The organism is Micromonospora sp. CPCC 205554, assembly GCF_036902745.1.
Lineage (GTDB): Bacteria > Actinomycetota > Actinomycetes > Mycobacteriales > Micromonosporaceae > Micromonospora > Micromonospora tulbaghiae.
In genome coordinates this window covers 1-14,798 of sequence record NZ_JBAKHP010000013.1, presented here as the reverse complement: position 1 = coordinate 14,798, position 14,798 = coordinate 1, and the positions used below count along the sequence as shown (strand labels likewise).

The window sequence follows — 14,798 nt, the reverse complement described above, 5'->3', positions numbered from 1 at the left end:
ATCGTGCTCGAAGTCCTCACCGGTTCCGGCCTGGCCGCCTCGGCGGGCCTGAACGCCTACATCCCGCTGCTGCTGATGGGGCTGCTGTCCCGCTACACCGATCTGGTCGAGCTGCCGAGCGGCTGGCAGTGGCTCGGCAACGGCTGGGTGGTGCTGATCCTCGCGGTCCTGCTCGCGGTCGAGGTGGTGGCCGACAAGGTCCCCGTGGTCGACCACGTCAACGACGTGGTCCAGACGGTGGTCCGGCCGACGGCGGGCGGGCTCGCGTTCGGCGCGGGCGCCGGGTCGGAGACGGTCACCGTCAGCGACCCGGACACGTTCTTCTCGTCGCACCAGTGGGTGCCGGTGGTGGTCGGCGTGCTCATCGCGCTCGGCGTGCACCTGCTCAAGGCCGCCGCCCGGCCGGTCATCAACGCGACCACGGCCGGTGTGGGCGCGCCGGTGGCCAGCACCGCCGAGGACGCGACGAGCGTGGTGATGTCGGTGGTGGCGCTGCTGCTTCCGGTGCTGGTGCTGGTGTTCCTGGTCGGCCTGGTGTTCTTCGTGCCGTGGCTGTTCCGCCGTCGCCGGGAGCGGCGCCGGGAACGCGCCGCCGCCCGGGAGGCCGGCTTCCGCGTCTGACCGCGGCGGCTCAGCGGCTCTCGTACGTCATGCAGTCGGCCATGTCCATGTCCGGCCCGACGGTGATGGCCGGGGCGTGGCACTCCAGGTCGGCGTTGTGCCGGCAGTCCGCACGCGAGCACGCGCCGACCTGGGCCACGAGCTGGTCGATGCCGCCCCGCACCGGCATCTCCACGAACGTGTGGCAGTGCGCGTGGTCGCTGCTGCCGATGGTGATGGCGAACGCGTGGCAGTCGTTCGTGTGGTTGTAGGCGCAGGACCGGACGGCGCACTCCTGGACCCGGGGCATCTCCAACGACGCGGTCATCATCTCGCCCTTCAGTGGGTGTCTTGCCCCGACTTTAGGCTTTGTGATGCTTTCAGCGTGCCGGATCCAGCGCGTTCGCCTCGCGGATCACGGTGACCAGCTCGTCGATGATGCCGGTGAGCGCGAAGTCCTTCGGCGTGAACACCCGGGCCACCCCGGCGGAGCGCAGCGCCTCGGCGTCGGCGGCCGGGATGATCCCGCCCACCACCACCGGCAGGTCGCCCCGCCCGGCCGCGCGCAGCCCGTCCAGCACCGCCGGCACAGCGGCCAGGTGCGAGCCGGACAGCACGGAGAGGCCGACCAGGTCGACGTCCTCCTCCACCGCCGCCGCGACGATCTGCCCGGCGGTCAGCCGGATGCCCTGGTAGACCACCTCGAAGCCGGCGTCGCGGGCGCGTACCGCGATCTGCTCCGCGCCGTTGGAGTGCCCGTCCAGGCCCGGCTTGCCGACCAGCAGCCGCAGCCGCCCGCTGCCCAGCTCCCGGGCGGTCGCGACGACCCGCTCGCGGACCCCGGCGAGGTTCGCGTCACCGGCCGCGCCGGTCGCCCCGGCCAGGCCGGTCGGCGCGCGGTACTCGCCGTACACCTGGCGCAGCGCGCCCGCCCACTCGCCGGTGGTGACACCGGCCCGGACGCAGTCCAGCGTCGCCGCCATCAGGTTCGCCGTGGTCGCGGCGTCGGCGCGCAGCCGGTCCAGCGCCGCCTCGACCGCCGCCGCGTCCCGGTCGGCCCGCCACCGGCGTACGCCGTCGGTGGCCGCCTCCTCGACGGCCGGGTCCACCTGCTCGATCGCCTCGGCGCCGGCCGCTGTGAGCGGCGACGGCTCGGTCTCGGTGAACCGGTTGACGCCGACCACCACGTCCGAGCCGGACTCCATCCGGCGGCGCCGGTCGGCGAGCGAGGCCACCAGGGCGCTCTTGAGGTAGCCGGTCTCGACGGCGGTGACCACGCCGCCCATCTCCAGCACCTTCTCCAGCTCGACGCGGGCGCCGGAGACGATGTCGTCGACCAGCGCGGTCATCACGTGCGAGCCGGCGAACAGGTCCGGGTACTCCAGCAGGTCCGACTCGTACGCCAGCACCTGCTGCATGCGCAGCGACCACTGCTGGTCCCACGGGCGGGGCAGGCCGAGCGCCTCGTTCCAGGCGGGCAGCTGCACGGCGCGGGCGCGGGCGTCGCGGGACAGCGTGACACCGAGCATCTCCAGCACGATGCGCTGGATGTTGTTCTCCGGCTGCGCCTCGGTCAGGCCCAGCGAGTTGACCTGGACGCCGTAGCGGAACCGGCGCTGCTTCGGGTTCTCCACGCCGTAGCGGTCGCGGGTGATCTCGTCCCAGAGCGCGCCGAAGGCGCGCATCTTGGCGATCTCCTCGACGAAGCGCACCCCGGCGTTGACGAAGAACGAGATCCGCTGGACCACGTCGCCCATCCGCTCGGCCGGCACCTGGCCGGAGTCGCGCACGGTGTCCAGCACGGCGACGGCCGTGGCCAGCGCGAAGCCGACCTCCTGCACCGGCGTGGCGCCGGCCTCCTGGAGGTGGTACGAGCAGATGTTCACCGGGTTCCACCGGGGCATCTCGCGCAGCGTGTACGCGATCACGTCGGCGGTCAGCCGCAGCGACGCCGCCGGCGGGAAGATGTACGTCCCCCGGGACAGGTACTCCTTGATGATGTCGTTCTGCGTGGTGCCGGCGCAGCGGCTCAGCTCCGCGCCCTGCTCGGCGGCGACGGTGCCGTAGAGGCCGAGCAGCCACATCGCCGGGGCGTTGATGGTCATCGAGGTGTTCATCTCGGCCAGCGGGATGCCCTCGAACAGCGCCCGCATGTCGCCCAGGTGGGCCACCGGCACGCCGACCCGGCCGACCTCACCGGAGGCCAGCTCGTGGTCCGGGTCGTACCCGGTCTGGGTGGGCAGGTCGAAGGCGACCGACAGGCCGGTCTGCCCCTTCGCCAGGTTGCGGCGGAAGAGCGCGTTGGTGGCCGCGGCGGAGGAGTGCCCGGCGTACGTGCGCATCACCCACGGGCGGTCCCGCTCGGGCAGCCGTCCCGGCATCGCGTCGTCCATGGCCGGAGTTTAAGTTACCGTTCAGTAAAAGAGAGTGTGGAAAACCACACAACCGGATGCCCGCGCCGGTGGGCCGGCGTGCGGCCGGCCCACCGTACGGGTCATTCGCTGCGGGCGGTCTCCGGGCCGGTGATCCGTTCCAGCAGCGGCAGGGTGGCCGCGATGACGGCCAGGCAGCCCAGTACGCCGAGGGCCACCACCGCGGCGAACCCGATCCCCGGCACGCGCAGGTCGTAGTCCATCTGCGCCCGCAGGAACAGTTGCGCGGCGACCAGTCCCATCCCGACCGCCACCACGGCGACGGTCAGCAGCGGCACCGTGCTCTCCAGGGCCACCACCCGGCGCAGCAGCCGTAGCGGGGCGCCGCTGAGCCGGAGCAGGCTGAACGGCCGTTTCCGTTCACTGAGACCGGCCGCCACGGCCACGGCCAGGCTGCATCCGGCGAGCGCGAGACCGGCCACCACGACGAGGTCGGCCAGCCGCTGCCAGCCCCGCATGGTGTCGGCGAAGTCGGCCTCGAAGTCGCCGGGCACGTTCGGCGCCACGAAGAAGGCGGGGAACGCGTCTTCCAGGACCGTCCGGGCCCGCTCCACCGCGACCGCGTCCTCCGCCTCGACCGCCACCGAACCCGCCGGGAGTCCGGCGAGGGCCGCCGGGTCCACCGTGGACGACGGCCAGACCCGGTCGGCCGAGGCGGACTCCCGCCAGGGGATCAGGTCGGGCGGCACCTCGGCGACGCTCGCCCCCGTGGCGCACCGCCCGTAGGCGGGCGGGATGTCCGCGCAGGCGATCACGCCGGAGTCGCGGCCGTCACCGCGTACCGGGTTCTCCCGGACGAGCACCGGGTTGCGGACGCCGGGAACCGCCGCCAGGTCGGCCAGCAGCGTGCCCGGCACCGGCGGGTCGTCCGTGAGCACCATCGACAGCCGGCCGGCCTCCAGGGAACCCCGGGGCGCCGGACCGCGCTCGTGCGCGATCGTCCCCATCACGCCCACGGCCACCGTCGTGACGAACAGCGCGAGCATCACCCCGCTCACCGCCCGGAACCCGGCAGCCGGGTTGTCGGCGAGCCGGCGCGCGGCGATCAGCGCGGCCGGCCGGCTGGCCCGGGCGGCCATCGCCCGGGCGCCGACCATGGTCAGCCACGGGCCACCGGTGATCAGCCCGGCCATGACCAGCAGCAGGGCGGGCAGGAACAGCGCTGTCTGACCGTCCGACGTGGGAGGCCGGTACACCAGGGCGAAGCCCAGCCCGGCCAGGCCGAGCACGAGCGGGATCAGCCGGTACACCCGGGGCGGCCGGGGCGTGACCCGGCGGCTGACACCGAGCGGGGAGATCCGGACCCGGCGCAGCGCGACCCAGGCCGCGGCCGCCGCGCCGGCCGGCACGCCGAGCGCCACCACGAGGGCCTCCGGCGCACCGATGGCCATGTCCCCGGGGAAGAACGGCATGCCGGTGAACGGGATGCCGGCGAGCTGGCCGCGGAACGCGAAGAACAACGCGAAGCCGGCCGCCGCGCCGGCCGCCGCCGCGAGCGCCGCCTCGACGGCCGCGACCGCCGAGATCTGCCGGGGCGTGGCCCCGACCAGCCGCATCGCGGCGAACCGTTGCTCCCGGCGGGCGGCGCCGAGCCGGGTCGCCGTGCCGATGAAGACGAGTACGGGGAACAGCAGCCCGCCCGCGACCACGCCGAGGATGAGATCGACCGCCGCCCCCGGCAGCGGAGCGCTGTTGCCGTCGAGCCGGGTCACCTTCCGGACCTGGTCCAGCCTTCCGACCTGATCCGGGGTGCCGCCGACCAGGACGAGCAGGGTGTCCGGCGAGGTGAGTGCCGCCGGGCCGATCTCGCCGAGGTCCCGGTCCGGGTAGCGGTCGGCGAGCTGATCGGCCGGGGTGGTGGCCAGCAGCTTCCGCAGCGCCGGGGAGGCGTAGTACTCGCCGGGCCCCGGTACGCGCGGAACGCCGATCGGCGTGGGCGCGTCCGGGCCGGTCGCCGCGACGTCGACGCGGATGATCTGATCGCCCCGGAAGTAGTCGGACCGGGTCGCCCACAGCAGCGGGTCGGCGGATCCGCCCGCCGTCTCCTGCGGGTACATGGACGCGTAGCGGGTGAGCTGGGCGTCGGCCGCGTGCACGCCGGCGAGCGTGGTGAGCAGCAGCCCGGTGCCGACCGCGACGGCGGCGGCGATGGCGACCAGCCGGACCACCGCCTCCCGGCCACCGGCGACGGCGAGCCGGAGCGCGAGCCCGATCACGAGACGACCCCGGCGGGGGCGTTGACCCGGCCGTCCCGCACCATGACCTCGCGGTCGGCGTACGCGGCGATGCGCGCCTCGTGCGTCACCAGCACGACAGTGGTGCCGCGCTCGCGGGCGGCGTCCACCAGCAGCGTCATCACCTCCTCGCCGGTGAGTGAGTCGAGCGCGCCGGTGGGCTCGTCGGCGAACAGCACCCGGGGCTCGGCGACCAGGCCGCGGGCCAGCGCGACCCGCTGGGCCTGCCCACCGGACAGCTCCCCGGAGCGGCGGTGCTCCATGCCGGCCAGGCCGAGCCGCTCGAACCAGCCCCGCGCGGCGCGCAGCGCCGGAGTGCGGCGGACACCGCGCAGCAGCAGCGGCAGCGCCACGTTCTCCGCCGCCGTCAGTTCCGGCACGAGCTGGCCGAACTGGAAGACGAAGCCGAAGCTGTCACGGCGCAGCGCGCTGCGGTCGGCCTCGCCGAGCGCGTCGATCCGGGTGCCGTCGAACCGGACCTCACCGGAGTCGGGGCGCAGGATGCCGGCCAGGCAGTGCAGCAACGTCGACTTGCCGGAACCGCTCGGTCCCATCACGGCGACGATCTCGCCGGCCTCGACGGCGAGGCTCGCGCCGCGCAGGGCGGGTGTCTCGCCGAACGCGTACGTGACGTCGCGTGCCTCGATCATCGGGCTCATGGCCGTACCGCCTTTCGCAGGGCGTCCAGTCGGGCGCCTGTGGTCTCGATCCACCGCAGGTCCGCCTCCAGGTGGTAGAGGCCGTGGTCGGCGAGCATCACGTCGACGAGTTCGCCGTTGCGCTTGATCTCGGTGAGTTCCCGCATCCGGCGCAGGTGGGCGGCGCGCTGGGTGTCCAGGTACTCCTCGGCCGGGCGGTCGAGCATCAGTGCGAGCACGACCTTGGTGAACAACAGGGTCTGCAGGTGCGGTTCCGGCTCGACCGGCTCGGTCAGCCAGTGCTCCACCTCGGTGGCGCCCACGTCGGTGATGACGTAGCGCTTGCGGTCCGGCCCGGCGCCGGGAGCGACGTCGCCGACCACCACCTTGCCGTCGCGGGCCAGCCGGCTCAGCGTCGAGTAGACCTGCCCGTACGGCAGCGGCTTGCCGCGCCCGAAGAAGGTGTCGTAGTCGCGCTTGAGGTCGTAGCCGTGGCTCGGCTCGCGTTCGAGCAGCCCGAGCAGGGTCAGGGGAACCGTCATGAGCAGAGACTACACCGAGTGTATACCTCGCGTATATAGCTGACCCGGCAGTGGAACGGGCGACCGCACGACGCACACTTGACGTCATGGAGAACGAGCTCGCGATTTCCGTGCGAGGGCTGCGCAAGGCGTACGGCGACAACGTCGCCGTCGCCTCGGTGGACCTGGACGTCCGCCGGGGCGAGGTGTTCGCCCTGCTCGGTCCGAACGGCGCCGGCAAGACCACCACGGTCGAGATCCTGGAGGGCTACCGGCAGCGCGACGCCGGCGAGGTACGCGTGCTCGGCGCCGACCCCGCCCACCCCGACGCCGGCTGGCGTTCCCGGGTCGGCATCGTGCTCCAGGGCACCGGCGAGTTCGACGAGCTCAGCGTCATCGAGGTCGTCCGCCACTTCTCCGGCTTCTACCCGGACGCCGACGACCCGGACAAGGTGGTCGAGCGGGTCGGGCTGGGCGCCAAGGCCAAGGCGCGCACGCACACGCTCTCCGGCGGGCAGAAGCGCCGCCTGGACGTGGCGCTGGGCATCGTCGGCCGCCCCGAACTGCTCTTCCTCGACGAGCCGACGACCGGCTTCGACCCGGAGGCCCGGCGCGAGTTCTGGGAGCTGATCCGGGACCTGTCCGCCGCCGGCACCACGATCGTGCTCACCACCCACTACCTGGACGAGGCCGAGGCGCTCGCCGACCGGGTCGGCGTGATCGCCGCCGGACGGGTGATCGAGGTCGCGCCGCCCAACGCGCTGGGCAACCGGCAGGAGTCGCTGGCGACCGTCTCCTGGCGTACCCCCGACGGGACGCCGGCCTCCGCGGAGACCGCGACGCCGACGGCGCTGGTGGCCGACCTGGCCGCGCGCTTCGGCGGCGAGGTGCCCGGCCTCACGGTGACCCGGCCGACCCTGGAAGACGTCTACCTGCGGATGATCGGACACTCATGACCACCACGACGAAGCCGGCGGCCCCGGTCGCCGCCACCGCCGCCCGGCGGCCCGGCGCGGGCGCGCTGGCGCTGCGGCAGGGACGGCTGGAGATCACCCAGTTCCTGCGCAGCCGGGAGTCCGTCGTGTTCACGATGGGCTTCCCGATCATCATGATCCTGATCTTCGCGGCGATCTTCAGCGACGAGATCGCGCCCGGGGTCAGCTACACGCAGTACTTCATCACCGGCATGATCGCGACCGGCCTGATGACAGTCAGCTTCCAGAACCTCGGCATCTGGATCCCGATCGAGCGGGACCGGGGCGTGCTCAAGCGCTACCGCGGCACGCCGATGCCGAAGTGGGTCTGGTTCGCGGGCAAGGTGATCATGGTGGTGGTCATCGGCATCGCCGAGACCGTGCTGCTGCTCGCCGTCTCGGTGGCGATGTTCGACCTGGACCTGCCGCAGACCACCGCCAAGTGGCTGACGTTCGCCTGGGTCTCCGTGCTCGGCGTCACCGCCTGCACGCTCTGCGGCATCGCCATCTCGTCGCTGGCCCGCACCGCCCGCAGCGGCTCGGCGGTGGTCACCCCGGTCGCGCTCGTGCTCCAGTTCATCTCCGGCGTGTTCTTCGTCTTCACCAGCCTGCCCACCTGGATGCAGCAGGTCGCGGCGATCTTCCCGCTCAAGTGGATGTGCCAGGGGCTGCGCTCGGTCTTCCTGCCGGACAGCTTCGGCGCCCGGGAGCCGGGCGGCTCGTTCGAGCTGGGCAGCGTCGCGCTGGTGCTGGGCGCCTGGTGCGTCATCGGCCTGGTGCTGTGCCTGACCACGTTCCGCTGGACCACCAAGCGCGACGGCTGACCACCGCTCATCCGCCGTCGACGAGCGCCGCACCCAGCGGCGTACGCCAGTAGAGCACCTCGCGCCCGGACCGCCGCTTCGCGACCGCGCCCGCGTCGAGCAGCACCCGCAGGTGGTCGCTGACCGTGCCCAGGGACAGCCCGGTCACCACCACGAGCTGCGAGGTGCTCAGCGGCGCGTCCAGCCGGGCCAGGATCTCGGCCCGGTTCGCGCCGATCAGCCGGGCCAGGCCGCCGGGCGCCGGTGAGGTGGGGTCGACCAGGATCCCGCGCGCCGGATAGACCATCCCGAACCGGGCCGGCGCGTCCCAGACCACCCAGCCGCGGCGGCAGTGGGCCGGCAGGAAGACCAGTTGCTCGGCCGCGTGCAGCGACAGTGGCGGTTCCGGATAGTCGTTGACCTGGAGGCGGCCGTCGCCCAGCCACCGCACGTTGCGGTTGATGTCGGCGATCGCCCCGGCCAGGCCGCGGGTGCTCAGGGCAGCGGTGCGGGCCACGATGTCCGCCCGCAGGCGGCGTTCCCGCTCCGGCCACTCCAGCGCGACGGTGTGCGTCCAGATCCAGTCGAGCAGTTCCACGACCTGCCCGGTGAGCCCGTCCGCCAGCAGTTCGGCCGCCAGCGGGCCCGGCCGGGTGGCACGCAGGTCGGCCCGGATCCGCTCGTCGGACAACCGCTCGACGGCCGCCAGTTCCTCGGCGAACGTCGGGTCCGCCGAGGCGGGCGCGATGGTGAGGAAGTCCGCTACCCACCGAAGGCCGAACGACGCCTCCACCAGCGCCCGGACCACCGGCCGGGCAGCCAGCATCTCCCGGAACGCGTCCACGTGCGGCCGTCGCCAGGCCTGCTCCCAGGGGACCTTCGGATGGCGCAGCGCCTTCAGCGCGCCGACGGTCTCGGCCATCGGCGACACCGTGAAACGACTCCGCGCGACCAGATCGGGCGGCACCTGCCAGACGCCCACGTTTCGCCTCCAGACGTAAGTCTAGGGATTCCGCCGACGACCGGCCGACCATGCCCGGGTGAGAACGTACGCAGAACTGTTCGCGGTCCGGGAGTTCCGCAACCTGTTCCTGGCCAACTGCGCCGGGATCGCCGCCCACACCACGTCGGCGCTGGCCCTGGGCGCGCTGACCTACGCGTCGACCGGCTCGGCGCTGCTCACCGCGCTGAGCATGTTCGGGGCGCCGCTGGCCGGAGTCCTCGGCAACCTGACGCTGCTGTCCGCCGCGGACAGCGTGCCGCCGCGCCGGGCGATGGCCTTCGCCGCCCTGCTCGCCACCGCCGGCGCGGCGCTCCAGGCGGTGCCCGGGCTGCCGCTGTGGGCCCGCTTCGCGATCATCTTCGGCAACGCGTACGTCGGTTCCGTCGCCGCCGGCGCCAAGTGGGCGCTGCTCACCGACATCGTGCCGGTGAACGCCTACGTGCTGGCCCGGGCCACGATGAACACGAGCGTCGGCGTCATGCAGATCGCCGGGTTCGGGCTGGCCGGCGTCCTGCTGGTGTGGCTCAGCCCGTACCAGGTGTTCCTGCTGGCGCTGGTCCTGCGGGCGGTGTCCGCCGCGGTGGGATGGTTCGGGCTCACCGAGCGGCCGGCCCGGACCAGTGAGCGGGTCACGGTCGCCCGCACGCTGCGCGTGAACCGGGTGCTCTGGGCCGACCCCGGCCGCCGGTCGCTCCTGCTCAACCTCTGGGTTCCGGGCGGCCTGGTCGTCGGCTGCGAGGCGCTGTTCGTCCCGTACGCCGCCGACCGCGCCGGCTTCCTGCTCGCCGCCGCCGCGCTCGGCATGCTGGCCGGGGACGTGGTGGTGGGGCGGTTCCTGTCCCCCGCCCTCCGCGAGAGGTGGATCCATCCGCTGCGGGTGCTGCTCCCCCTGCCGTACCTGCTGATCCTGCTGTCGCCGCCGCTGCCGGTGGCCATGGCCGTCGCGCTCGTCGCATCCGTCGGCTACGCCTCCACCCTGCCGATGCAGGAACGGCTGATCGCCCACTCGCCGCCCGAGGCCCGGGGCCAGGTGCTCGGCCTGCACGGCAACGGGATGCTCGCCGCGCAGGCGGTGTGCGCCGCGCTCGCCGGGGCGCTCGCCGACCTGGTCACGCCGTCGCGCGCGGTCGCGCTGCTCGCCGCCGCAGCGCTGGCCGTCACCGTCGCGCTCACCCCCGGCCTGCGCCGGACCGCGCCGGGCGCCGGGGAGCCGGACAGCAGACCCGCGGCGGCCGTCCCGGCACCGTGAAGGAGATGCCGCGCGGCTCCCCGCGAGGCGTACCGGATGGCACACTCGCCGGCATGGCACACACGCTGACCCGGCGCACGGTGCTCACCGCCGCCGCCGGGATCGCCGGGGTCGGCCTGGTCGGCGGTCTGGCCGCCCGGCAACTGGCCGGCCCTCGCCCGGGACCGGCTCCGGCCCTGCCGGACGCCCCGCCCGGCGACGAGCGGCTCATCCGCATCGCGTCCGCCGCGCGCGGCCGCGAGGTGGACTTCTGGACGGCCGTGCCCGACGGGTACGGCGACGGCCGCGGCCTGCCCGTCTGCCTGGTGCTGCACGGCGCGTCGGCCACCCCGCGCGACTACGGCCGGTTCGGGCTGGCCCGCTTCCTCACCGACGCGGTACGCCGGGGCGCCCCGCCGTTCGCGCTCGCGGGCGCCACCGGCGGGCGGCTGTCCTGGCGCGCCTCGGGCGACGACGACCCGCAGCGGATGGTGCGCGAGGAGGTGCCCACCTGGTGCGCCCGGCGCGGTTTCGACAGCAGCCGGCTGGCCGTGTGGGGCTGGTCGATGGGCGGCTTCGGCGCGTTGCTGCTGGCCGAGACGTACCCGAAGTGGCTGCGGATGGCGGCGGCCTTCTCCCCCGCGGTGAGCCCCGGGGATGCGGTCTTCGCCGGCGTGGAGAAGCTGCGCGGCACCCCGGTCGGGCTCTGGTGCGGGCGGCAGGACAACTTCCTCTCCGACGTCCGCGCGCTGGCCCGGGTGCTGCCCGAGAAGCCGGTACGCGCCGCCTGGGCCGACGGGCGGCACAACTTCGGCTACTGGGGCACAGTCATCCCGGACGCGTTCGCGCTGATCGGCGCCGCGCTCAGCCCGCCCCGGACGTGAACCGGCACCGGACGTGAACCGCCCCCGGCCGCGCGGGCCGGGGGCGGGACATGCCGGTCAGTACGAGTAGAAGCCCTGGCCGGTCTTGCGGCCCAGGTCACCGGCGGTGGCCATGCGCTGTAGCAGCTCCGGCGGGAAGAACTTCTCGTCGGCGGTGTCGGTGTAGATGTTGCGGGTGGCGTTGAGCAGCACGTCCACGCCGGTCAGGTCGACAGTAGCGAGCGGGCCCATCGCGTGGCCGAAGCCCAGCTTGCAGGCGGTGTCCAGGTCCTCGGCGGAGATCACGCCCGACTCGACGAGCTTGACCGCCTCCATCGCCAGCGCGCAGATCAGCCGGGTGGTGACGAAACCGGCGATGTCCCGGTTGACCACCACCACGGTCTTGCCGATCTCCTCGGCGAACGACTTGACGGTGTCCATCGTCGCGTCGCTGGTCTTGTAGCCGCGTACCAGCTCGCAGAGCTTCATCATCGGCACCGGCGAGAAGAAGTGCGTGCCGACGACCGACTCCGGGCGCTCGGTGGCGGTGGCGATCTGGGTCACCGGGATGGCCGACGTGTTCGTGGCCAGCACCGCGTCCGCCTTACAGATCTTGTCGAGCGCGCGGAACACCTCGTGCTTGATCTCGATCTTCTCGAAGACCGCCTCGACCACGATGTCCGCGTCGGCGGCGGCCTCCAGGTCGGTGGTCGGGGTGATCCGGCCCAGCGTCGCCTCGACGTCGGACGCCTCGATCTTGCCCTTCTCGGCGAACTTCGTCAGCGACTTCCGGATGCCGTCCACGCCGCGCTTCGTGGCCGCGTCGTCGATGTCGCGCAGCGTCACCTGCCAGCCCGCCTGCGCCGCCACCTGGGCGATGCCCGAGCCCATCAGCCCGGCACCGACGACCGCGAGTCGACCCGCCATCTGCTTCTCCCTCGCCGTGTTCTGCAACGTCTGCCAGAACCCTACTTAACGAGGGATAAGCCCCGGCCGTCAGATGGCCAGGTCCGGCTCCTCCGGCGCGGTGCCACGCTCCACCTCGACGCCGAGCGCGCGCAGGTCGGCCACGAAGTCCGGGTAGCCCCGGTCGACGTGGTGCACGTGCGAGACCTCGGTGAGCCCGTCCGCGCAGAGCCCGGCGATGATCAGCCCGGCGCCGGCCCGGATGTCGGTCGCGCGTACCGGGGCGCCGGACAGCCGCTCCCGTCCGCACACCAGGGCGTGGTGACCGTCGGTACGGATCTCCGCGCCCAGCCGCATCATCTCGTTGGCGAACATGAACCGGCCGTCGAAGATGTTCTCGGTGATCAGCGAGCCGCCCTCGCTGACCGCCGCCAGCCCGATCGCCATCGGCAGCAGGTCCGTGGCGAAGCCCGGGTAGGGCAGCGTCACCACGTCGACCGCCCTCGGGCGGTCGTCCATGCGTACCCGGAAGGCGTCGCCCCGGGTCTCCACCAGGCCGCCGGCCGCGACCAGCTTGTCCAGCGCGACCTCCAGGTACGCCGGGTCCAGGCCGGTCACCGTCACGTCGCCGCGGGTCATCGCGGCGGCGAACGCCCAGGTGCCGGCGACGATCCGGTCCCCCACAGTGGCGTGCCGGACCGGGCGCAGCTCCGGTACGCCGACGATGTGCAGCGTCGACGTGCCGGCCCCTTCGATCCGGGCGCCCATCCGGGTCAGCATGGTGCAGATGTCGACGATCTCCGGCTCCCGGGCCGCGTTGTCGATCGTCGTGGCGCCCCGGGCCAGCACCGCCGCCATCACGAGGTTCTCGGTCGCGCCCACGCTCGGGAAGTCCAGCACGATGTCGGCGCCGTGCAGCCCGTCCGGCGCCTCGGCGATGACGAAGCCGTGCTCACCGGAGATCTCCGCGCCCATCCGGGCCAGCCCGGCGATGTGCATGTCCAGCCCGCGCGAGCCGATCGCGTCGCCGCCGGGGTGGGCCACCCGGACGTACCCCCGGCGGGCCAGCAGCGGGCCGAGCACGCAGATCGACGCGCGCAGCCGGCGGACCAGGTCGTAGTCGGCCTCCGCGCCCGGCCGCTCCGGCACGTCGATGAGCACCGAACGGGACCGCTCCACGCCGCCGTGCGCCACCATCGGGTCGACCGGGTCGTCCGGGCCGAACCGGACGCCGCAGCCGAGCCGCCGCAGCACCTCGCCCATGATCGCGATGTCGGTGATCCGGGGCACGTTGGTGATCAGGCTGCGCCCGGGCGCGAGCAGCGCGGCGGCCATCAGCTTCAGCGCGGAGTTCTTCGCACCCACCACGTGCACGGTGCCGTCGAGCCGGGCGTCGCCGCGTACCCGGATGACGTCGACGTCGTTGAGCGCCGGATCTCCCGCGTCACCCGGCCCCACCGGACTCGGCCGGGCCGGGATCGTCAGTTCCGGTATCCGTAGGCTGTGCGTCATGGCCGTCCACCTCACGCGCATCTACACCAAGGCCGGCGACGCCGGCATGACCAGGCTGAGCAACAACGAGCAGGTGCCGAAGACCGATCCGCGCATCGCCGCGTACGCGGACGTGGACGAGTGCAACGCCTCGATCGGCGTCGCGCTCGCCCTGGGGCAGCTCCCGGACGAGCTGCGAGCCGTGCTGGAATCCGTGCAGAACGACATGTTCGACGTCGGTGCGGACCTGGCGACGCCGGTCGAGCCGGACCCGAAGTACCCGCCGCTGCGGGTGACCGAGGAGTACGTCGAGCGCCTTGAGGGCTGGTGCGACGAGTACAACGCGCGCCTGAGCAAGCTCGACTCCTTCATCCTCCCCGGCGGCACCGCGGGCGCGGCACTGCTGCACGTGGCACGGACGACCGCCCGGCGCGCCGAGCGTGCGGCATGGGCGCTGGTCGCACACGACCCCGATCGGACCAGTCCCCTCCCGGCCAAGTATCTCAACCGGCTCTCCGATTTGCTCTTTATCCTGTCAAGAACGGCAAATCCGAACGGCGACGTGCTATGGGTGCCGGGCGGGAAGCGCTGACCATCGGCGGCCTCCATCACGTGGAGGTGTGGGTACCCGACCTGGCGGCGGCCAGTCGTTCCTGGGGCTGGCTTCTCGGCGAGCTGGGCTGGACGCTCTACCAGGACTGGCCCGCCGGCCGGTCCTGGCGCCTCGGGTCCACCTATCTGGTGCTGGAGGAGTCACCGGCGCTAACCGGCCGCACCCACGACAGGTGCGCGCCCGGCCTGAACCACCTGGCCTTCCACGCCGGCCCGCCGGCCGCCGTCGAGCACCTGGTCGCTGCCGCCGGAGAGTACGGCTGGACGCTGCTGTTCCCGGACCGGCACCCGCACGCGGGCGGACCGGACAGCTACGCCGCGTACCTCACCGACGGGCAGGGCTACGAGGTCGAGTTGGTCGCGGAGACGTGAAAAGGCCGGCACCCCGGTTTCGGGGTGCCGGCCTTTCACTGTCTCGCTTGCTTGTTGGTCTTACTTGTTCCAGTGCTGGGCGACGAGGTCGGCGGCCTGCTGTTCCCACTGGGCGTAGTGG

Annotated in this window: 15 protein-coding genes; 7 read left to right on the top strand and 8 right to left on the bottom strand. The window is 73.1% G+C overall.

The genetic code is table 11. From position 1 onward, the window contains the following. Positions 1-3: 3 nt before the first annotated feature. Positions 4-621 (top strand): DUF4126 domain-containing protein, encoded by a 618-nt coding sequence (locus tag V6U82_RS18315; protein WP_128137341.1) that lies wholly within the window; start codon positions 4-6, stop codon positions 619-621. A 10-nt stretch (positions 622-631) separates the two neighbouring features. Here the strand turns inward: V6U82_RS18315 and V6U82_RS18310 are convergent, their stop codons facing one another. The 5 genes from V6U82_RS18310 to V6U82_RS18290 all read right to left on the bottom strand — a co-directional run bounded on the left by V6U82_RS18310 (position 632) and on the right by V6U82_RS18290 (position 6,446). Continuing rightward, positions 632-928, bottom strand: coding sequence for a DUF1540 domain-containing protein (locus tag V6U82_RS18310; RefSeq protein ID WP_128137340.1), 297 nt, complete (start codon positions 926-928; stop codon positions 632-634). 52 nt (positions 929-980) lie between these two features. Continuing rightward, positions 981-2,993: a protein meaA gene (locus V6U82_RS18305; protein WP_334462766.1), complete on the bottom strand. Its 2,013-nt coding sequence runs from the start codon at positions 2,991-2,993 to the stop codon at positions 981-983. A 101-nt stretch (positions 2,994-3,094) separates the two neighbouring features. Next, positions 3,095-5,248, bottom strand: coding sequence for an FtsX-like permease family protein (locus V6U82_RS18300; protein WP_334462764.1), 2,154 nt, complete (start codon positions 5,246-5,248; stop codon positions 3,095-3,097). Next, positions 5,245-5,925 (bottom strand): ABC transporter ATP-binding protein, encoded by a 681-nt coding sequence (locus V6U82_RS18295; RefSeq protein WP_334462762.1) that lies wholly within the window; start codon positions 5,923-5,925, stop codon positions 5,245-5,247. Before V6U82_RS18295 ends, V6U82_RS18300 begins: the two co-directional genes overlap by 4 nt. Beyond that, positions 5,922-6,446, bottom strand: coding sequence for a PadR family transcriptional regulator (locus tag V6U82_RS18290; RefSeq protein WP_334462759.1), 525 nt, complete (start codon positions 6,444-6,446; stop codon positions 5,922-5,924). Before V6U82_RS18290 ends, V6U82_RS18295 begins: the two co-directional genes overlap by 4 nt. 86 nt (positions 6,447-6,532) lie before the next feature. Between V6U82_RS18290 and V6U82_RS18285 the strand changes: the two genes are divergently transcribed. Together V6U82_RS18285 and V6U82_RS18280 are read left to right on the top strand one after the other, a co-directional pair. After that, positions 6,533-7,381 carry an ABC transporter ATP-binding protein gene (locus V6U82_RS18285; RefSeq protein ID WP_128138305.1) on the top strand — a complete coding sequence of 283 codons (849 nt, stop codon included), beginning with the start codon at positions 6,533-6,535 and terminating at the stop codon, positions 7,379-7,381. Further along, the gene (locus tag V6U82_RS18280; RefSeq protein WP_334462756.1) at positions 7,378-8,223 is read left to right on the top strand and encodes an ABC transporter permease; all 846 of its coding nucleotides are present in this window, start codon (positions 7,378-7,380) and stop codon (positions 8,221-8,223) included. The genes V6U82_RS18285 and V6U82_RS18280 overlap by 4 nt, the downstream gene beginning before the upstream one ends. 7 nt (positions 8,224-8,230) lie before the next feature. Here the strand turns inward: V6U82_RS18280 and V6U82_RS18275 are convergent, their stop codons facing one another. Beyond that, positions 8,231-9,124 (bottom strand): ArsR/SmtB family transcription factor, encoded by an 894-nt coding sequence (locus V6U82_RS18275; protein ID WP_334462753.1) that lies wholly within the window; start codon positions 9,122-9,124, stop codon positions 8,231-8,233. Positions 9,125-9,242: 118 nt separating this feature from the next. Between V6U82_RS18275 and V6U82_RS18270 the strand changes: the two genes are divergently transcribed. Together V6U82_RS18270 and V6U82_RS18265 are read left to right on the top strand one after the other, a co-directional pair. Then, the gene (locus tag V6U82_RS18270; RefSeq protein ID WP_334462750.1) at positions 9,243-10,454 is read left to right on the top strand and encodes an MFS transporter; all 1,212 of its coding nucleotides are present in this window, start codon (positions 9,243-9,245) and stop codon (positions 10,452-10,454) included. A 53-nt stretch (positions 10,455-10,507) separates the two neighbouring features. Then, positions 10,508-11,317 (top strand): alpha/beta hydrolase, encoded by an 810-nt coding sequence (locus tag V6U82_RS18265; RefSeq protein ID WP_334462748.1) that lies wholly within the window; start codon positions 10,508-10,510, stop codon positions 11,315-11,317. Positions 11,318-11,374: 57 nt separating this feature from the next. On the opposite strand, the gene V6U82_RS18260 is transcribed toward V6U82_RS18265, so the two are convergent. Continuing rightward, positions 11,375-12,223, bottom strand: coding sequence for a 3-hydroxyacyl-CoA dehydrogenase family protein (locus tag V6U82_RS18260; RefSeq protein WP_013475365.1), 849 nt, complete (start codon positions 12,221-12,223; stop codon positions 11,375-11,377). 69 nt (positions 12,224-12,292) lie between these two features. Further along, positions 12,293-13,714, bottom strand: a complete 1,422-nt coding sequence (gene murA / locus V6U82_RS18255; RefSeq protein WP_091422636.1) for a UDP-N-acetylglucosamine 1-carboxyvinyltransferase — start codon at positions 13,712-13,714, stop codon at positions 12,293-12,295. On the opposite strand from murA, the gene V6U82_RS18250 reads away from it, so the two are divergent. Continuing rightward, positions 13,713-14,285: a cob(I)yrinic acid a,c-diamide adenosyltransferase gene (locus tag V6U82_RS18250; RefSeq protein ID WP_128138700.1), complete on the top strand. Its 573-nt coding sequence runs from the start codon at positions 13,713-13,715 to the stop codon at positions 14,283-14,285. The two genes, murA and V6U82_RS18250, sit on opposite strands and share 2 nt — an antisense overlap. Beyond that, complete coding sequence (locus V6U82_RS18245; protein ID WP_128138701.1) at positions 14,261-14,677, top strand: VOC family protein; 417 nt, start codon at positions 14,261-14,263, stop codon at positions 14,675-14,677. Before V6U82_RS18250 ends, V6U82_RS18245 begins: the two co-directional genes overlap by 25 nt. Positions 14,678-14,798 lie beyond the last annotated feature (121 nt).